General features: G+C 33.9%; 14 protein-coding genes, 1 tRNA gene and 1 other annotated feature. Of the genes, 6 read left to right on the forward strand and 9 right to left on the reverse strand.

All coding sequences use genetic code 11. From position 1 onward, the window contains the following. Window positions 1–14: 14 nt before the first annotated feature. The 9 genes from HMPREF2586_RS05070 to HMPREF2586_RS05105 all read right to left on the reverse strand — a co-directional run bounded on the left by HMPREF2586_RS05070 (window position 15) and on the right by HMPREF2586_RS05105 (window position 11,307). Entirely contained in the window at window positions 15–1,682 is a 1,668-nt protein-coding gene (locus tag HMPREF2586_RS05070) for an NADPH-dependent assimilatory sulfite reductase hemoprotein subunit (protein WP_226861048.1), read from the reverse strand. A 58-nt stretch (window positions 1,683–1,740) separates the two neighbouring features. Then, entirely contained in the window at window positions 1,741–3,564 is a 1,824-nt protein-coding gene (locus HMPREF2586_RS05075) for an assimilatory sulfite reductase (NADPH) flavoprotein subunit (RefSeq protein ID WP_070657340.1), read from the reverse strand. A gap of 194 nt (window positions 3,565–3,758) precedes the next feature. Continuing rightward, entirely contained in the window at window positions 3,759–4,481 is a 723-nt protein-coding gene (locus HMPREF2586_RS05080) for a phosphoadenylyl-sulfate reductase (protein ID WP_046207126.1), read from the reverse strand. A gap of 733 nt (window positions 4,482–5,214) precedes the next feature. Further along, window positions 5,215–6,453, reverse strand: coding sequence for an aminoacyltransferase (locus HMPREF2586_RS05085; RefSeq protein ID WP_070812656.1), 1,239 nt, complete (start codon window positions 6,451–6,453; stop codon window positions 5,215–5,217). Between the two features lie 93 nt (window positions 6,454–6,546). Next, window positions 6,547–6,638 (reverse strand) — tRNA-OTHER (locus tag HMPREF2586_RS12840). A gap of 176 nt (window positions 6,639–6,814) precedes the next feature. After that, window positions 6,815–7,354, reverse strand: a complete 540-nt coding sequence (locus tag HMPREF2586_RS05090) for a PadR family transcriptional regulator (protein ID WP_070657247.1) — start codon at window positions 7,352–7,354, stop codon at window positions 6,815–6,817. A 55-nt stretch (window positions 7,355–7,409) separates the two neighbouring features. Next, window positions 7,410–8,591: a YhgE/Pip domain-containing protein gene (locus HMPREF2586_RS05095; RefSeq protein WP_070657244.1), complete on the reverse strand. Its 1,182-nt coding sequence runs from the start codon at window positions 8,589–8,591 to the stop codon at window positions 7,410–7,412. 405 nt (window positions 8,592–8,996) lie between these two features. Continuing rightward, a complete protein-coding gene (locus tag HMPREF2586_RS05100) occupies window positions 8,997–10,142 on the reverse strand; it encodes a globin domain-containing protein (protein ID WP_064209682.1) in 1,146 nt (381 codons plus the stop codon). 331 nt (window positions 10,143–10,473) lie between these two features. Continuing rightward, window positions 10,474–11,307: a ParB/RepB/Spo0J family partition protein gene (locus HMPREF2586_RS05105; RefSeq protein WP_064209683.1), complete on the reverse strand. Its 834-nt coding sequence runs from the start codon at window positions 11,305–11,307 to the stop codon at window positions 10,474–10,476. Between the two features lie 173 nt (window positions 11,308–11,480). Continuing rightward, window positions 11,481–11,855: a binding site (T-box leader), on the forward strand. A gap of 64 nt (window positions 11,856–11,919) precedes the next feature. On the opposite strand from HMPREF2586_RS05105, the gene HMPREF2586_RS05110 reads away from it, so the two are divergent. From HMPREF2586_RS05110 to HMPREF2586_RS05135, 6 genes are all read left to right on the forward strand, one after another. After that, a complete protein-coding gene (locus tag HMPREF2586_RS05110; RefSeq protein WP_046207132.1) occupies window positions 11,920–13,023 on the forward strand; it encodes a PLP-dependent transferase in 1,104 nt (367 codons plus the stop codon). Continuing rightward, entirely contained in the window at window positions 13,020–14,195 is a 1,176-nt protein-coding gene (gene metC, locus HMPREF2586_RS05115; RefSeq protein WP_064209685.1) for a cystathionine beta-lyase MetC, read from the forward strand. Before HMPREF2586_RS05110 ends, metC begins: the two co-directional genes overlap by 4 nt. Further along, on the forward strand, window positions 14,149–15,990 hold the full coding sequence (locus HMPREF2586_RS05120) for a bifunctional homocysteine S-methyltransferase/methylenetetrahydrofolate reductase (protein ID WP_046207134.1): 1,842 nt from the start codon (window positions 14,149–14,151) through the stop codon (window positions 15,988–15,990). Before metC ends, HMPREF2586_RS05120 begins: the two co-directional genes overlap by 47 nt. Continuing rightward, window positions 15,984–18,230, forward strand: a complete 2,247-nt coding sequence (gene metE, locus HMPREF2586_RS05125) for a 5-methyltetrahydropteroyltriglutamate--homocysteine S-methyltransferase (RefSeq protein WP_141752895.1) — start codon at window positions 15,984–15,986, stop codon at window positions 18,228–18,230. The genes HMPREF2586_RS05120 and metE overlap by 7 nt, the downstream gene beginning before the upstream one ends. A 24-nt stretch (window positions 18,231–18,254) precedes the next feature. Further along, window positions 18,255–18,995, forward strand: a complete 741-nt coding sequence (locus HMPREF2586_RS05130; protein ID WP_064209688.1) for a cyclase family protein — start codon at window positions 18,255–18,257, stop codon at window positions 18,993–18,995. 445 nt (window positions 18,996–19,440) lie between these two features. Beyond that, window positions 19,441–21,342 carry a diflavin oxidoreductase gene (locus HMPREF2586_RS05135; RefSeq protein WP_070657238.1) on the forward strand — a complete coding sequence of 634 codons (1,902 nt, stop codon included), beginning with the start codon at window positions 19,441–19,443 and terminating at the stop codon, window positions 21,340–21,342. Window positions 21,343–21,499: the final 157 nt, after the last annotated feature.

The raw sequence follows: 21,499 nt of genomic DNA on the forward strand, positions 1-21,499 counted from the left end.
ACTTTCTTAATTGATTAACTGTGGAATAATTGACCGTCTGTAACTGCTTCAACAATACCTGCCCTGACGACAAAATCACCAAAACGTTCACCAACAGTTCTTTCTTGTGCATATTGCAATAAAATAGGCCTTAAACTTTCTAATATTTCCGCTTCATCAATATTTTCTTTATACAACTTATTTAAACGATCACCAGCGAAACCACCACCTAGGTACATATTGTACTTACCTGGTGCTTTTCCAATAAATGCAATTTCAGCTAATGCTGGACGTGCACAACCGTTAGGACATCCCGTCATTCTAATGGTTATTTCTTCTTCGTTTAAGCCTGCTTCATCTAACAGACTTTCTATTTTCGTTATTAGCGAAGGTAGGTACCGTTCAGATTCTGCCATTGCTAAACCACAAGTAGGAAAAGCGACACAAGCCATGGAATTTTTCCGCAATCCCGTATAATGTTCGCCATCTGTTAAACCATATCGCTTTATCAGCGCTTCAATTTCTGGCTTTTTCTGTGTTTCAACATTCGCAATTACTAAATTTTGGTTAGGCGAAAGTCTAAAATCTCCAGTATGCACTTCAGCAATCGCTCTTAACGCTGTTTTCAATTGATATTCTTCTGTATCTTTAACACGGCCATTTTGAATAAATAATGTGAAATGATGTTTGCCACTGCCTTCAGTCCAACCATATCGATCACCATTATCTTCAAAGTGAAATGCACGCTTAGGCTCTAGTTCCCAACCTAATCGACGATTGAGCTCATCCGTAATCCATGTTACGCCTTTACGATCCACCGTATATTTAAAACGTGCATTTGTTCTCTCTTCACGATTTCCATGGTCTCTCTGAATTGTCAGTATTTTTTCACAAACATCGATGACCTGTGATTTTGGAAAATAGCCAATCAAACGTCCAACTTGTGGATATGTCGCAGTATTTCCATGTTTCATTCCCATGCCGCCACCAACCGTAAGATTAAATCCAACTAATTCACCATCTTCAATAATCGAAATTAACCCAATATCTTGAGAAAATACATCGATATCATTAGAAGGTGGGACTGCAATACCAATTTTAAATTTACGTGGTAAATAGGTTTTACCATACAGTGGCTCTGGTTCTTGATCACTTGTATCTAACACTTTTTCTCCGTCTAACCAAATTTCGTGATAAGCTTGTGTTTTAGGTGAAAGATGACGGCTAATATCACTTGCAATCTGATTAATTTCCGCATGCACATCAGATTGATAGGGGTTAGGGTTACACATTACATTTCTATTAACATCGCCACATGCTGCTAACGTGTCTAATAAAGATTGATTGATATCAAACATTGTTTGCTTTAAGTTTCTTTTCAAAACCCCATGGAATTGAAACGCTTGTCTTGTTGTTAATTTAATCGTTTGATTTGCATATTGGTTCGCAATATCATCCATCGCAATCCATTGTTCTGGAGTCGAAGCACCACCTGGCGCACGCACTCTTATCATGAAACTGTATGCAGGCTCTAATTTTTGTCTACGGCGTTCGTCGCGAAGATCTCTATCATCTTGCATATAACTTCCATGAAACTTTAATAATTTAGTATCTTCTTCTGAAATCGCACCTGTAATTCTATCTGCTAACCCTTCGACAATTGTGCCGCGAAGGTAATTACTATTAGCTTTGATACGTTCCATCTCATCAAGTTTTTGAGAAAAATTTAAATTTGATTCTGTCACGTGATCAACTCCTTTTTTAATAAACGTCTCTTTGATATCGTTTGTCTTGTTTCATCTGTGTCAAATAAGTCTCAGCTTCTTCATCTGACATATTACCTTCTTTAACTAAAACCTGATGTATCGCTTTGTGTACATCTTTAGCCATATTTTGTTCGTCACCACATACATATAATGCTGCACCGTTTTTCAACCATTCATAAAAAGTTTTACTTTGTTCTTCAATTTTGTGTTGAACATAAATTTTTTCTTCTGTATCCCTTGAAAATGCCAAGTCCAACTTACTAAGAACGCCTTCTTTAAGCCAATCTTGCCACTCTGTTTGATATAAAAAGTCTGTTGTAAAATGCTGTTCACCAAAGAATAACCATGTTTGTCCTGATAAATCTAATTCTTCACGTGCTTGTAAATAAGATCTAAAAGGCGCGACACCTGTGCCGGGTCCAATCATAATGACAGGTGTAGCTTCATCGAATGGAAATTTAAAATTCGGATTTTTCTTTAGATAGACAGATATAGATGAACCAGGTTCCATACGTTCAGCTAATTGAATTGAACAAACACCTTGACGTTCACGTTGATGCGCTTGATACCTTACAGCGCCCACGGTGATATGAACTTCATCAGGATTTGCTTCATAACTGCTCGCTATAGAATATTCTCTAGGAGGCAGTTTTCTTAAAAATTGGTACAACACTTCAGGCTCGAGTTTTTCAGGTCTAAAGTCTTGAATTAAGTCAATTAAATCTCGACCATATACATAAGATTTAATCCAATCTTGATCTATAACATTTTCTGCCAATGTTTTATTTCCAAACAGCTCAGCTGCTTTTTGTAATAATGGCTTTGTTAATTTAGTGATTTCAAAATGGTGCTGTAGTGCCTCTTTTACTGTGAGTACATCACCTTTGTCATTGATTGGTACTTCTGTTTGAGCATCCCAATCTAATTGATTCAGTAACGTTTCTACCAGTTTTTCATCATTTTCTGGAATCACTACCAAGCAATCACCTGGCTCGTAGTCTTCACCATAATCTTCAAATTGTAATTCAATATGTCTAACCTCTTTATTAGAACCTCTACCATTCAAGTTAATATTTTCTAATATTTCAGCTTCATATGGTTGTGTTTTTGAATACCTTTTGTCATTTGTCAATGGCACAGTGTTCGTTGTTGCCACTTTTTCCTCGCTCAATGAAGCATCACTTAACTGTTCGATAATGTGATCCATCCAGGATTCAGCCGTATCATCAAAATCCAAGTCACAATCTTGTCTATCCACCAAGCGGGAAGCACCTAAATCTTCTAGACGTGCATCAAAGTCTTTACCTGTTTGACAGAAGAACTCATACGACGCGTCCCCGAGTGATAAAACTGAATAGCGTACACCTTCCAACTGAGGCGCTTTTCTTCCATGTAAAAATTCATGAAAGCTAATGGCATTATCGGGTGGGTTTCCTTCCCCATGAGTAGAAGAAATAATAAATAAATCTTCTACTTTTTTTAAATCCTTAGTTTTGTAATCACCCATTGCACTCAATTTCACATTGAAATTAAGTTCGACAAGACGATCAGCTAATTTTTCAGCTAAACCTTGTGCATTACCAGTTTCTGAACCATATAAAACAGTGATATGTCTCTCACTATTTGAAGTAGATTCTTTATTCAATACAAACTGAGCTACTTCCGATGGTGTTTCTTGTTTTGTAGTAACACTCTGTAAATTTGCAGTTAAATAACCGCTTAACCAAACTTGCTGCTCAATCGTAAGATTTTGAATAATTTGGTTTAGTTGTGTAGCTTGATTTTCATCAAATGGACTATTTATTACAGATAAGTTCACAACCATTTCACCTCATTTTAATTTTTTATTTAACAATCATTTATCTAAAATCACTCAACAGTTGATTCCATAACTTTTCACGGGTAAATGTAACTATCACTATAAGATTGATTTGATGACCAATCTTTAGTTATATCTATCCGATTGGAATACTAAGGATTAATAGCAAAAAAATTTTTTAACTATAAAGATGTTTAATCTGTAGTATGAAGACCGCATTCTGTTTTATTTGAATTTGTCCATCTGCCTGCTCTTGAATCTCCTGATCCTTCAACAGCTGTAGTACATGGTATACACCCTATACTTGGATAGTTAAAATCGTGTAATTCGTTATAATGCAATTCATATTTTTTAATATATTGCCAAACATCTTCCCATGTCCAATGTATCAACGGACATATTTTTACTGACTGAAAGCGTTCGTCTTTATTTATAAACTGAGTATTTTCACGACTGGGCGATTGTGCTCTACGTAATCCAGAAATCCAAGCAGTAGCACCAGACAAAACATCTTCCAATGGTTTGATTTTTCTAATATAACAACATTGGTTTGGATTATTTTTCCAAAGTGCAGGATTATATTGTGATGCTTGTTCTTCCAAAGTTAATTCAGGTTTCTTAAGTTTAATTCGTAGTTCTGGATAACGTTTTTGAACACGATCAATTAGATCGTATGTTTCTTGAAAGTGAAGACCTGTGTCTAAAAATACAATTTGGGCATCTTTCTTAACACTATAAATCAAATCAATTAATATCATGCCTTCCGCACCAAAACTGCAAGCATAAATAACTGAATCACCATAGGTTTGATAAGCCCAAGCGACGATTTCACGCGCACCTTTTGTTTCATCATCAATATCAATTGACTCAAAGACGTTTGCGTTAAAATGCGCATATGTAACTTTTGGTTCAAACATTAATTTATTCGCCCCCTCATAACATTCATAAATATATTATAATTAGAGTTATTTTTAATTTAGAATAATTTGAAAATAATTATGATTTACACTTTACTCATTGTAAATTTTTATGTCAAGTGTATATTTGAACACACGAATTAGGTATATTTTTTATTAAATTTGTAAACAAAGTGCATAGCTATAGTGTTTTTAGCACTTCTGATTTTTAATTTATTTTATTTTTATAACAACCTTGTTATATTGGATTATCGCCTTTGCTATAACCTTTTCAAATTTTTCTGAAATTTTTTGCTTTTTTTATTCTTGATTGTATTTTAAAACAGTCCGAAACATAAATCCTAGAAAAATAGCACACAGATGATTTAATTTATACATCTGCGTGCCTCTTTGTTATTCAATACTTGTGGCATATTGTTGGTTCGTTTGCTTAGGGCACAGATTTAATCTGTAGTCTTCAGCCTGTTCTGATACCTCCAGCGTCTCACCAAAAATACAATATATTTATGTGTAATTTTAGATTAAATTATTTTTAAAAATAAGCCCTATATCAACTCAAGTAGTGAATCAATGAGATAACCATAATTAAAAAAATATAGAAAAAGGCATTTTCTATATTGTTTCAATAGAAATTGCCCTTTTTTCACTTGTCCAAGAACTTTATGTCCCAGCGTCTCACTCATTTCTTTTTGTAAATATAAATAAAACTAAACGCGGGCAAACAAAACATACTCTATTTGATTAAGTCATATATTTTATAAAGCAAAGGTCTGATTGGTTTAATAAAATCTCCAATGTACTCTTCTACATGTGCATTAAAACCTGCTTTGAACTTTTGTACACCAGCATCTTCAGCATTTTCACTGAAATCTCCAGTTATGCCATAAAAGTTATAACGCTGGATATTATGCGCCTTCGCAAACTTGATCATTTCCCATTGCAATCTATAGGCACCCATATATGTATTGTATTTAGGGTTAGAGCCGCTTGAAAGATAATAAACTTCATAGTCGTTGTAAATATAAAGCGCTGCTGCTAAATCCAATATAGTGCCATCAGTTTTGATTAATGCTTCTGTTTCAGTTATTTTTCTTTTTTGTGCTTTTATTTGTTGTAATCCTTGATCATATTTATTTTTACTTTTTTTCGAGTTAGGATTGTTTTCTAAGCTTTCTTTCGTATTTTCTAAGTCCTTATTCAACTTTTCTAATTGCTTATTTTGCTTTACTAATAATTCTGACAAATCGATATATGCTAATTTTAACATGCTATTATCATGATAAATATTTTGCATTTCTTCAAAATATTGCTGATCTCTAAACTTAAATCCATGTTTTTCTTCAGCCATTTTAAATAATTTAAAAAATCTACTTGTCTCCTCAATAGCCAGTGTACGTACGCGCACGTCCATTTCGTATGTTTTCTTAATATTTCTACGCGTTTGGTAATCCATTTCTTTAAGTAAGTCATCTTCTGTTTTATCTTTTAAATCCAAAACTGATAACCAACGAATTTGACTTATTTGAGAATATCCTACCGTATATCCTTGATGTTTATAACCTAAATCTTCCATAGTCTTGATAAGTGGTTTATTGTTATAGCTTTCTAATATTTCGCCTTGCGCATTTCTTATATTTTCTAATATGTATGGATCGGTTAAAACATATAAGCACCGATGCTTTTTCAAATACTTCGTTAAACTTTTATAGAAAAATCTTACTAACTGATAATCAGAAAAGTCTAAAACAGGACCACGATGTGTATAAAAATATTTAAAAAATTTGAAGGAACGTGCTTCTGTTAAAAGACATGCTGCTATGACGTTATCTTCATTATCTTTAACACCTACAATATGCACATCATTTTTATGTTGGTTTCTGTAACGAAAATGGTTAGCACTTTGGGTATAATGTGCCGCATGGTTATGAATAAAGTTTTCAAATTCATCAATGTTTAAGTGAGTGAAATACATTGTAAACCTACTTTCTATTTGAAATTATAATGCATTGAACAATATATATCATAAAAAAAGCCAAGCTCTTGAAAGGCTTGGTAAAAGATTTAACGGAGGGAGAAGGATTCGAACCAACGCAAGCAAGATGCTTCTAATTAATATTAACTATTAATTTCCCTTAAGCCAGACTTGGGTATCCCTCCAAAATTTTATTTCTTTAATTATATTGTACTACTTCTTTATAATAATTAAAAGTATTGTCCGAAACATATTAAACATTTTTTCTCATTGTAGATATATATATAAAGTACAATCTTTTCAAAACAACGTAAAAAAAGAACAAGTAACGCCTCTTACGTTACTTGTTCCATCTTTAATATCATACATTATCATTTTCAATAAGTGTTATCAGTTTTTCTAAAAAATGAATTGTATTATTTGTTTTAGTGTTAAAATGATCCGACATAAAATTTAATAACCCTTCATTTTCAGTAGTTACCTGAATCTTATACTTTATCTCTTTTGATTGTATCAACATTTGTTTATAATCTTGAACTTTGTTTTCTAAGATATTAATTACTTTTTGCTTATCTACAAATTTGAGATAAGCAATACCAACATACATTTCATTAATTTCTTTAGCGTTCTCGAATAACTTATATATCAATTTAGGCAAAGTTTGTTTACCTTTTTCAGTAATTTGAAATACTTGTTTATCTGGACGATTTTCTTCTTTAATTGTCTCCACTATTTCTACAAGGCCTTTTTTGGATAATGCTTCAAAATTATAATAAAGCTTACTTTCTGTTAGTCCGCTCATTTTATCAAAAGGTATAGGTTCTGATAGCTGTTTTTTTAATAAATAAGGGTAACTGTTTTTTTCCATTAATTTCCCTAATATAAATATTTGGATAGACATTATTAAAGGCTCCTTTTTTCTTAATACCTTTATTTTAACAGAACTAAAGAAGGTGTTAATAGTTTGCAAGCGTTTCGTTAGTATTTTTATAATTCTCAAAAACGATATCGGATTCTTTTTTATAAAGAAACGTAACGATAACAATATTAACGAACATAGCAACGACACCTACAGCTGCCATAGATAAAATATAAGGTGTTTGTGGTATGCTTCCAAAAATGTTTGCAAAGTGACCCTGAACTGAATAATACATTGGGGAAATATGACTCATCCAGTTATAAACTGTAGGCATCATATCACGACTCATTGTTGCCCCATTAGCAATTGTTTGTATGAGTAAAATAGGAATATTTAAAATCATACCTGCCTGTCCTATTAAGAATACGACGATTGCTGTAAAGTTAAAGGAAACCCAATAATTCAATACTAATTGACCAAAAATACTTAAGAATTTATCAGCTTCTAAATCATTGACTAAATAAGCAATACCTAAAGAAATGACAGAAGAAGCTATTCCAATGATTAGAGCTGTTAGTTGCACATAGATAAACAACTTGGTTTTACTAGCTCTGTGTCTGTTTTCTTTAAATGCACTAACTAATTGCATCGCTCCAATCATTGCGCCTACATATCCAGCTAAAGTTAAAAACATAGGTAACATTTTAAAATTCATGCTTGATGGCATTTTATTTATATGATTAATGTTACCAGAATAAGAAGCGTTGATTTGCTTAATTAAACCGTCCATTTGTTCATCAGGTATTTTTGCTTGTTTTAATACACCTTCAGTTGTTTGATTAGAAAATTGCTTGCTAAGCTGACTATTAATTTCACTTCCAATTGAATCCATAGATTGACTAATCATTGTTGGAGAAGCATCATTTACTTTAAAATCTAGCCCTGGTGTACCCTTTTCAGATTTTAAATTACTTGAAAAATCTCGAGGTATATGAATTACAAGATTCAATTCATTATGCTCCAACTGATTATTTGATTTCGAATTAGAAATATCTTTTTTTATATGATCGAACGGTAAACTGTTGTTCAATTGTTTTGATATTTGGTTACCATAATCTCCGTTGTCATCGTTAACGATTGCAATAGGTAATTTATCAATATTACCTGGCATCGCTTTGTAACCAGGTAAAAAGATGGCCAACATCACTAATCCATAAAAAATCCCCATAAATATTGCGCCAATTGCCCCTTTTGATTTTAAAAAATCACTAAATTTCATCTTAATTATCCTTTCTAACACGCATATATAGTTTTATAAAAGTACTTTTAACAAAGTGCTTTGTTTATACTACTCTCTTGAATTAAATAGGTCAATAATATAAACCTAAAATTTTCATTATTTTTACAAAGCGTTATAAGGCGGCAACTTAATGACTATTTTTATACATACAATTTATGCTCATATGGTTTTATGAATTGGGAAATTTTACTTAATTGGCAGCATGTCTTTGTATTTTTAATATATTTGAAAAATATTTGCGCAACATAAAATAAAAAACCCCCGACTAAACTATTAGTCGAGGTTATTATTTAAAAAATATGAAAAGTCTCCAGATAAATAAAATGAGCTATCTGTTTTATGATTTATTTTTTAATTTATATAAAATGTGTAAAACGCGTTACACTATACTGAAAAACTCAATCTTGGAATGAATGTTTCGTAGTGAATTTGGTCCATTGGCACTTCTAATTTTTGTAATTCTTGAATCATAGCTTTTAAGAATGAATTACCACCACATACATAAACTTCTGTTTCACCATCAAGGTATTGTTTTAATTGTTCAGCGTCTATAAATCCGTCTTGATTACGGAAATGTTTATCAAATTGTGCTACTGAAGATTGTGCTGTGATTGCTTCTAAATTTTCTTCGAATGCTACGTTTTGAGCATCTGATGTTGATTGAAGGAATGTTGAAGTTAAATCAGCATCAACCGCTTCTTTATACATTGAAACAAGAGGTGTCACGCCTACACCAGAGCCTATGAATAATTGTTTATGATCTTTGTTTGCCAATCCAAATCCACCAACTGGCGCAGATAAAAATAGAGTATCTCCCACTTTGACTTCATCATGTAGTACTGTAGATACTTCACCTTCATGTTCTTCCGTAACGTCTCTACGTACACCGAATGTTAAGAAATCTTTGTCACCATCTACAATGGAATAATGTCTTTTAGCTCTGTAAGGCAACTTATCACTAGATATATCTACTGTAATATATTGTCCAGGTACAAATTGACTTAAATCAATGTCGTCTGATGTTACTGTGAAAGATTTAATGATTTCGGTTTCATCAGTGATATTGGTTACAGTAAATGGTTTAAAGCCATCCCAAGCCATTTTACTGTAAACTTCTTTTTCTAAACCAATAAATGCATCAGCAATTTCTCCATATGCTTTAATCCAAGTTTGGATAATAGGATCTTCTTCTTTTAAGCCAGTCACTTGTTGAATTGCCCAAATCAAATTTTCACCAACGATTGGATAATGCTCAGCTTTTACTTGTAAAGCACAATGTTTGTAAACCACAGGCATAATTGTGGGAACAATTGGTGATAAGTCATCTATATTTTCTGCCGCCGCTAATACTGCCATCGCTAATGCAGAAGATTGTAATCCTCTTTTTTGATTGGTCTGGTTAAACATATTCTTCAATTCAGGATGTTGTTCGAATAATCTTTTATAGAAAGTTGATGTTATTGTCTGTCCTTTATCTTTCAATAATGGTATCGTTTCTCTTATTGTTTTTATTTCTTCGTGATTTAACATAAAACCCCTCCTAGTCATTCCTTCACTTCCATTATTGAACTACATTATTTTGCTTACAAGCAAATGTGTTTAATTTCACATAAATTTCACATTCGATATTCATTAATTTGTAACTATTTTTTGATTAATGATTTTTAAAAAAGATAATATATTGAAAAATATCGCTCATTTTTATTCACTATATAATCTAAAATAAAATATATTATATTGATAATTCATTTTTGCAAACTTAAAAACCACATGCACCTGGTGGTATATCAGTTCGCATGTGGTTTTAGGTTTGTTATTTATTATTATTACTTAATTCAAACGATGGGTAAAATTTCTTGTTTTAATTATATTTCTCGTTCAATTGGTGTATTAATCTTCTGAACTCAGTTTCAGATTTAAATTCAAAAGTGATGTAACCTTTTTTATTTTTGTTAGATATCGTTACAGCTGAACCATATTGTTCTTTTAGCTGTCGCTCTTGTTGTTGTATAAACTTAGGTTTTTTAGTTGTATGCGACTTATCTTTAATAGATTTTTTATTTTCAGTGTTTTCATTTACATATTGTTCTAATGTACGTACACTCCAAGACTCCCGGTAGGCTTGCTTAGCTATGCTTTTCATCTTTTGCTTATCTTTTATCGCTAATAGCGTGCGTCCATGTGCGCCTGATAGTTTGTTATCTTTGACCATTTGAGTAATGTCCTTAGGCAATTGTAGTAAACGCAACATGTTGGCAATATATGGTCTAGATTTACTTAATCGCTGTGCCACTTCTTGCTGTGTTAGCGCTAACTCATCCATTAATTTACGATAACTTTCTGCTTCCTCAATCGCATTTAAATCTTCGCGTTGTAGATTTTCAATCACAGCGAGTTCCATCATATCTTCATCAGATAGCACTTTAACGATGGCGGGTATTGTCGTTGATCCTGCTAGTTTTGATGCTCGAAAACGTCGCTCACCTACTACAATGTTATAACCAGATATTGTTTTTCGTAACACGATAGGCTGTAAAATACCATGTAGTTTTATCGACTCAGCCAAATCTTCCAAACGTTCTTGATCAAATGATTTCCTAGGTTGATAAGGATTAGGTTTAATGCTATTGAGTGCTATTTCTTTTACGTGCGCATTGTGATCTACTTTGAGTCGTTCATCTATAGCATCATTCATCGTTTACACCTACTTTCTTAAATAAAAATGACCTTTTTAGTTAAACATAGTATATCATCACTACAGCAATGAAAAATATCATTTTAAATTATCGGTTAAATCAAAATTTTCAGATAAGTTATTGACAAAAGTTATTTTAATGTGTAATCTAAGTGATAACAAATTTGAAATAGCAACACACAGTAATAAGGAAAGTAGAACTTACACTGCTGACACAGAGAGTCTTCACTTGCTGAAAGGAGACACAGAAAGAAAGTTTGAAAATGGCCTTTGAGTGTTGATGCCAATATGAGGTGTCAACGGGATCGCCCGTTATAGCGATACAGTATTAACATTTTGCTTAATGGCGTACTGGATTATTCCAAGCGTTGTATATGTCGTTAATACTCATTTCACTTTCAGTGGCAGTGAGTTTTTTTATTTGATCATATTACGGTAGCGCACGTTCAGTACAAGTAATGAATGCAATTTGGCGTACTGGATAAGGTTACTTTAGTGATAAAGTAACAAACAAAGGTGGTACCGCGAGCTAAGCTTTCGTCCTTTACATCCGATTGATTCGGGTTTAAAGGACGGAAGCTTTTTTTATTTTTAAAGGAGGTTATCTGTATTATGAAAAATACTGAGTTATCACAAATCGCACTGACACAAGATGCAACAGGAGCGATTGCAAATCCAATTTATTTATCAACAGCATATCAGCACCCTCATTTAGGAACATCGACGGGTTTTGATTATACAAGAACTAAAAACCCAACACGTTCAGCTTTTGAAGAATCATTTGCCAAGTTAGAACGTGGTACTGCTTCATTTGCTACTGCAAGTGGCATGGCAGCCATACAATTAATATGTAATTTATTTAAAGCTGGCGATGAAATACTCGTTTCATTCGACCTTTATGGTGGCACATTTAGATTATTTGATTTTTATGAGCAACAATACGGTGTACATTTCAAATATGTTGATTTCTTAAACTATGAAACTGTTAAAGAAAGCATTACAGAAAATACTAAAGCGCTATTTATAGAAACGATTTCAAATCCACAAATGCAAGAAGTAGACGTTGATCCATATTATATTTTAAGCAAAAAGCATCGCTTACTAACGATTATAGACAACACTTTTTTAACACCATATCTCTCAACACCACTTGAAGATGGTGCAGATATTGTACTACATTCTGCTACGAAATACATAGGTGGGCATAATGATGTACTTGCTGGTGTCGTGACGGTTAAAGATGAAAATTTAGCTGAAAAATTAGGTGAATTTCATAACATGATTGGTGCAACTTTATCACCTTTTGATAGCTACTTACTACAACGTGGTTTAAAAACATTACATTTAAGAATGGACCGTTCAGAATATAATGCTCAATTATTAGCCAAACGATGTTGTAACTTAACCGGCATTGACCAGGTCTTATATTGCGGTCGAACGGGAATGATGAGTCTACGCTTAAATAAAAATTATAAAGCCGATAAATTTTTAGAAAACTTAAAAGTATGTATTTTTGCAGAAAGCTTAGGGGGAACAGAAACTTTTATCACATTTCCTTATACACAAACACACGTTGACATGCCAGATGAAGAAAAAGAAAAGCGAGGCATTGATGAACATTTACTGAGATTATCCATCGGCGTTGAAGATTACGAAGACATTGAACAAGACATTATACAAGCATTAGAAAAATCTAAAGAAAGTGTGATTATATGAGTTTATCTAAAGAAACAGAAGTAATATTTGATGCACAAAGAGGTGTTGATTACGATTCAGCTAATCCACCATTATATGCATCTTCGACATTTCATCAAAAAGTTTTAGGTGGTGACGCTAAATATGATTATGCGCGAAGTGGCAACCCTAATCGTGCTTTGTTAGAAGAAAAATTAGCAGCACTTGAAGGGGGCGATTACGCATTTGCTTATGCATCAGGTATTGCAGCCATTTCAGCTGTACTACTCACATTAAATGCAGGTGATCATGTCATTCTCCCAGATGATGTCTATGGTGGTACTTTTAGATTAACAGAACAAATTTTGACACGCTTTAATATTCAATTTACCACGGTAGACACAACACAGTTACAAGAAATTGAAGAAGCGATTCAATCAAATACAAAACTGGTTTATATTGAAACACCATCTAATCCATTATTTAAAATCACTGATATTAAAGGCGTCTCTCGTATCACACAACAACACGAACTATTACTCGCTGTTGACAATACATTTATGACACCACTTGGTCAGTCACCTTTAGCTTTAGGTGCAGATATCGTCGTACATAGTGCTACAAAATTCTTGGGTGGTCATAGTGATATCATTGCTGGCGCTGCTATCACAAATAATAAAGCAGTAGCAGACGCACTTTATCTATTGCAAAACGGTACAGGAACTGCATTGTCTGCACATGATTGCTGGACGTTAGCACAGCATTTAAAAACGTTGTCTGTACGTTTCAATCAATCTGTTGAGAATGCACAAAAAGTTTATGATTTCTTAACGCAGCGCGAAGAAATTGCAGAAGTCTATTACCCAGGAAATGACAAGTTACATTTATCTCAAGCAAAACATGGTGGTGCTGTTTTAGGCTTAAGACTTAAAGATGAATCAAAAGCGCAAGCTTTTGTAGATGCGCTCACGCTACCACTTGTATCTGTCAGTTTAGGTGGCGTTGAGACGATTTTATCCCACCCTGCTACTATGTCTCATGCTGCTGTACCAAAAGAAGTTCGGGAAGCACGCAATATTACATTTGGATTATTTAGATTAAGTGTAGGCTTAGAAAATGCTGACGAATTAATTGCTGATTTAAACTACGCACTGAAGGAGGCCTTCAATGAGTCAACTCATCAACAAACTGAAACAGAACATTTTAGTCGCTGATGGTGCAATGGGAACCATTCTATATTCTGATGGTTTAGATACTTGTCCAGAAGCATATAATTTAACCCATCCTGACAAAATAGAACGGATTCATCGCTCCTACATTGAATCTGGTGCAGATATTATTCAGACCAATACTTATGGTGCAAATTTTGAAAAATTAAAAGTATTTGGTTTAGAACACAAGGTTAAAGAAATACACAAAGCCGCAGTACAAATTGCCAAAAGAGCAGCTAATGATGAAACATTTATATTAGGTACCGTAGGTGGATTCAGAGGTGTAAAACAGGAAGATTTAGGTTTAGAAGCCATTCAATATCATACCGAGATCCAAGTAGATACTTTAGTTGAAGAAGGCGTCGACGGTTTACTTTTCGAAACCTATTATGATTTAGAAGAGCTGACCAACATTATTACAGCTACAAAACGCAAACATCATATTCCTATTATTGCTCAATTAACAGCATTAAACACAAATTACTTGAGAGATGGTACGGAAATTAATACAGCTTTACAACGCGTTGTCGACAGTGGTGCTGATATCGTTGGACTCAATTGTCACCATGGTCCTCACCACATGCAACAATCATTTTCACATATTGAATTACCTGACAATGCCTATTTATCTTGCTATCCCAATGCAAGTTTATTAGATATTGAAAATAGTCGATTTAAATATAGTGACAATGCCGAATACTTCGGTAAAGTGGCAGAGCAGTTGATCAAAGAAGGCGTTAGGATTATCGGGGGTTGTTGCGGGACTACACCAGAACATATTCAATACATTAAGTCCTCTGTAGCCAATCTCAAACCGGTATCCAGTAAAAATGTAATACCTATTAAAAAATATAATAGTCCTTCACATAACAATGTACAACAACAAAACTTAACAACGAAAGTCAAAGCACGTCCCACTATTATAGTAGAATTGGATACGCCAAAACACTTAGATACAGAAACATTTTTCAGAAATATCAAAAAACTTGATGATGCTCATATTGATGCGGTGACCTTAGCAGATAACTCTTTAGCTACTGTGCGTATCAGTAATGTCGCAGCAGCAAGTATCATCAAACAACAATATAATATTGAACCGCTCGTTCACATCACGTGTCGCGATCGTAACCTCATTGGACTACAATCACATTTATTAGGCCTATCCTTACTGAATGTAAATGAAATACTAGCCATTACAGGGGATCCATCAAAAATTGGTCATTTACCCGGCGCAACTAATGTTTACGATGTGAACTCCAAAGGTTTAACAGAAATTGCATTACGCTTTAACGAAGGTATTAACACAGATGGTGATGCGCTGAAGACGAAAACGAACTTCAACATCGCAGGTGCTTTTGATCCAAATGTTCGAAAACTCGAAGGGTCAGTCAAACGTGCTGAGAAAAAGATAGAGAGTGGCACACACTACTTTATCACACAGCCAGTCTATAGCACCGAAAAAATCGAAGAAATATATGAAGCAACCAAACATTTAGACGTACCATTCTTTATTGGCATTATGCCAGTCACTAGCTATAATAACGCACTATTTTTACACAACGAAGTGCCTGGAATCAAACTATCCGAAGACATTTTAGAACAATTTGAAGCTGTTAAAGACGATAAAGAAAAAACGAAAGCATTAAGCCTTAAACTTTCTAAGGAACTTATAGATACCGTCCATAAATATTTTAACGGCTTATATTTAATTACACCGTTCCAGAAAGTCGATTACACTTTAGCACTCGCATCATATTCACAATCAATTACTTCAAGTAAACAGGAGGCAATATTATGACAATTCAAACATCAAATTTAGGTTTCCCAAGATTAGGCAGAAAAAGAGAGTGGAAAAAAGCAATAGAAGGTTACTGGGCTAATAAAATAGATGCCCCTACATTAAATCAACAATTAACAGACTTGCATAAAGAGAATTTATTACTACAAAAGAACTATAATCTAACGAGTGTCCCTGTCGGAGATTTCTCTCTTTATGACCATATTCTTGATACATCATTATTATTCAATATTATTCCAGAACGTTTCCAAGGCAGAGCATTAGACAACGATTTATTGTTCGACATTGCCAGAGGTAATAAAGAACATGTTGCAAGTGCATTAATCAAATGGTTCAACACAAATTATCACTATATTGTACCTGAATGGGACAACGTAGAGCCAAAATTAAATGACAATGTATTATTAGAGCGCTTCAAATATGCACAATCCATTAATGTGAATGCGCACCCAGTAATTGTGGGTCCCATAACATTCGTAAAACTTTCTAAGGGCGGTTCGCAATCATTTGAAGAAAAAGTAAATACTTTACTACCTTTATATAAAGAAGTTTTACAGTCTTTAGTAGATGCAGGCGCGGAATACATTCAAATCGATGAACCAGTACTTGTGGAAGATGATAGTGCATCATTTGAAGATATTACACGTACTGCTTATAACTATTTTGACGAAGCAGGCGTAAGTAATCACCTTGTGATTCAAACTTATTTTGAACGTGTCAACTTAAAATTCCTCAACAGCTTACCTGTAAAAGGATTAGGTTTAGATTTTGTACATGATAACGGCTATAACTTAAAACAAATTAAAAATGGCGAACTAGACAAAAACAAAACACTTTATGCAGGTATTATAGATGGTCGTAATGTGTGGGCAGCAGACATTGAAGCTAAAAAATCATTAATCGACACACTACAAAGTGCTACAAATAACCTTGTTATTCAACCATCTTCTTCATTGTTACATGTACCAGTATCATTAGATGATGAAACATTAGACGAATCCATCGCAGAAGGTTTGAGTTTTGCCACTGAAAAATTAGATGAATTGGATGCTTTAAGACGATTATTTAATGACAATGACAGTCAGAAATTTGATGAATTGAAAGCACGTTATGAGCGCTTCCAAAATCAATCATTTAAAAATCTAGAGTATGATTTCGACAGTGTGCGTACTACACGTCAGTCACCTTTTAAAGTGCGTAAAAAAGCACAAGATGCACGTCTCAACTTACCTGATTTACCAACGACAACGATTGGATCATTCCCACAATCGCAAGAAGTAAGAAAATTCCGTGCAGATTGGAAAAATAATCGAATTACAGATGAAGATTATAAAACATTCTTAAAAAATGAAATTGCGCGCTGGATTAAAATCCAAGAAGATATCGGATTAGATGTCTTAGTACATGGTGAATTTGAACGAAATGATATGGTAGAGTTCTTCGGCGAAAAATTACAAGGCTTCTTAGTGACGAAGTATGGATGGGTACAATCATACGGTTCACGTGCGGTAAAACCACCTATCATTTATGGTGATGTAAAATGGACAGAGCCTTTAACAGTTAAAGAGACACTTTATGCACAAAGTTTAACGGATAAACCAGTAAAAGGTATGCTTACAGGTCCAGTGACTATCTTGAATTGGTCATTTGAACGTGTAGACTTGCCACGCGAAACCGTACAAGACCAAATTGCATTAGCGATTAATGAAGAAGTTTTAGCTTTAGAAAAAGCTGGTATCCAAATTATTCAAGTTGATGAACCTGCATTGAGAGAAGGTTTGCCATTACGTTCAGAATATCATGAAGATTACCTTAATAAAGCTGTGCACTCATTTAAATTAGCTACATCATCTGTTGCCGATGAGACGCAAATTCATACACATATGTGCTATTCTCAATTTGGCCAAATCATTCATGCTATTTATGATTTAGATGCAGATGTTATTTCAATAGAAACATCTCGTAGCCATGGCGACTTAATTAAAGATTTTGAAGATATTACTTATGACTTAGGTATTGGATTAGGGGTATATGATATCCACAGTCCACGTATCCCTACTGAAGCAGAAATCACAGAAGCAATTAACCGAGCGCTACAAGAAATTGATCGTTCTTTATTCTGGGTTAATCCAGATTGTGGTTTAAAAACACGTAAAGAAGATGAAGTGAGAGAATCATTGACTGTGCTTGTAAATTCAGTAGACAAATTACGTAAATCGACAAACCCTGCAACAGTTTAATCATTAATGACGAAGGTGATACCAATGACATATCCACTATGGGAACAGTTAGAACAATTAAAAACTGCAACATGGGTAGACTTAACCCATACTTTTGATGAAACAATTCCGTGTTTTAGTGAATTTGAACGCGCAAAAGTTTCTACACTATTTAATGTTGCCGACGATGGTTTCTATGTCCAAAACTGGAATATTGTGACTCAGTATGGGACGCACATAGATGCCCCGATACATTTTGTCGAAAAAACGCGCTATCTTCATGAAATTGATCTAAAAGAACTCGTATTACCATTAGTTGTTTTAGACTTTTCACAAGAAGTGGCAGCTGATGCTGACTTTATTTTAACGCGTGATCATATTAAACAATGGGAAACTGAACATGGTTCAATCGAACCTGGCACATTTGTTGCGTTTCGCAGTGATTGGTCCAAACGTTGGCCAGATATTGAACATTTTGAAAATAAAGATGCAGAAGGGCAACTACACTTACCTGGTTGGGGCTTGGATGCCTTACAATATTTACTTGAAGATAGACAAGTCCAATCTATCGGTCATGAAACGTTTGATACAGATGCTTCAGTAGATGTTGTCAAAAATGGTGATATTGTCGGTGAACGTTACGTATTAGGTCAAGATACCTACCAACTTGAGTTACTAACAAATTTAGATCAACTGCCTACACGAGGCGCCATTATTTATGCTATCAGTCCAAAACCAAACAAAGCACCTGGATTTCCAGTACGTGCCTTTGCTATCAAACCTTAAAACCATAAGCGAAACGGTCCATTTCGCTTCAATAATATGAAACTTATAAAACCTAGCCATTATCATATATAAGAAATTGAGCACTTCTTATATTCATATATCTCTTTTATAAATAGACAATAAATTCTAAAATATGATTATGTTGATACGTAACTATTTGAAATAACGCTACACAAACAATTATCATTAACTGTTTATAGACACTAACATATTACCAACTTAACTGGGGCGGGAATTTGATATCAAATACAATTTTTGATTTCTATCCCGTCCCACTTTTATGGAATAAATACATAGGTCATAAGTTGGATTTTTAATAGATGATAATCTCTATCATTTAAAAAATTAAAATCAATGTTATACTTCAATTAAATTCTATTATATAAATAGCGTGTTATTGTGCATGCTTTACTATAAATTTTTAATACAATACGAGGTGACCTTTTTGGAATTAAATAAATCAAATTCCCCTTTTGATGAAAATCAATTGGAACTTATACAACAACTTATGCCAACACTGTCATCAAATCAACAGTCTTGGTTAAGTGGCTATTTGCTTAATGCTTCTACAGATGAAGGTGACCCATCGCAATATACCGATCATCCTGAAACATCTGAACACGCAAACGCAACAGCTGAATTAGCATCGTCCATTAACACAACTAATTCAGAAATACCAACAGAAGATACGACGCATTCGACAATATCTACGGATGAGCCTATAGAAGTAAACATTTTATTTGGAACAGAAACAGGCAATGCTGAAGAAATTGCTGATGAATTTGAAACAAAATTAAAAGAACATGATTTTACAGTTCATACTTGGGAAATGGATGATTTTCCTCAAGAGGACTTATCAAAAGTTAACCATGTGTTTATCATTACTTCAACGCATGGTGTAGGAGAACCTCCGATTAATGCGTTGGATTTTTATGACTACCTGCATAGTGACGAGGCACCTGATTTAAGTCATTTAAACTTCTCAGTGCTCGCATTAGGTGACCAAGACTATCCTGATTTCTGTCAAGCGGGCAAAGATTTCGATAAAATCTTAGGCGATTTAGGTGGTCATCGATTAGCTGATCGCGTTGAATGTGATTTTGATTTTGAAGAAGTATCTGAGCAATGGATTATTGACATGCTTGAACTGTTGTCTCAAATGTCTCCTGGTAGTTCAAATAATGAACCTAAAGATGAAGATGTCGTTGTCGAAGAACCGCAAGCAACTTATTCAAAAACACATCCATTTTATGCTGAAATCATCAAAAATAGTGTGTTAACTGAACCAACTGCTACCCGTGAAGTCAGACATCTTGAATTATCTATAGAAGGGTATGGCGAAGCCTACGAACCTGGAGACAGCTTAGTAATTATCCCTAAAAACAACCCAGAACTTGTAGAAGAAGTAATCCAAACATTGGATTGGGATGGCACAACAACAATAGACATAGACAATAGCGGTAATAGTACCACTATACAGGATGCACTTACGAATGAATTTGAAATTGCTAAATTAACACCATCTATATTAAATAATGCAGCTGCGTTATTTGGAAATCCTATGCTAAATGCAAATGTTCAAAACAACGAATGGGTACAAGATTATATTTATGGCAGAGATTTCATTGATTTAATTAAAGATTTTACACCTGTCGCGCTGTCACCTGATATGTTAAAAGACTTATTGAGAAAATTGCCGCCAAGAGAATACTCTATTGCTAGCAGTAATCAAGTAAATCCACATACCGTCCATATCACTGTACGCGTAGTTAAATATGACGCACATCATCGTGAACGTCATGGCGTATGTTCTGTACAACTCGCAGATCGTACACAATTAGGTGATAAATTACCTGTTTACCTTAAAAAGAACCCTAATTTTAAATTCCCTTACGATGAACAAACACCAGTCATTATGATTGGTGCAGGTACTGGCATTGCGCCTTACAGAGCTTATCTCCAACAAAGAGCGCATTTAGGACTGAAAGGTAACCAATGGCTCATATTTGGAAATCAAAATATTGATGCAGATTTCCTATATCGCAATGATTTAGAGTCATGGCTTGACCAAGGTGTGCTTAGTAAACTAGATTTAGCATTTTCAAGAGATACAGAAAACAAAATCTATGTTCAACACCGAATTGAAGAAAATGGGGAAGATTTTTATCAATGGTTAACAAATGGTGCAACCATTTATCTTTGCGGTGACAAAGAAGAGATGGCAAAAGGAGTACACCAATCTTTTGTCAATGTACTCATTCAGCATGGTAACTTTAATCAAGCACAAGCAGAAGATTATTTAACAGAACTAATTAAAATTCAAAGATATCAACGTGATGTTTATTAATAGTTGATCCAATCACTGCATCATCATTACATTGATATGAATCCTACAACCACCTCAGCGATTATTTTTCAGATAATCGCACGGAGGTGGTTTTTTTATACTAAATTGCTGTTAAAAATGCCGTTTAGAATAATATTACAACCACTTACCTATTTTG

The organism is Staphylococcus sp. HMSC034G07 (assembly GCF_001835975.1).
GTDB lineage: Bacteria > Bacillota > Bacilli > Staphylococcales > Staphylococcaceae > Staphylococcus > Staphylococcus ureilyticus.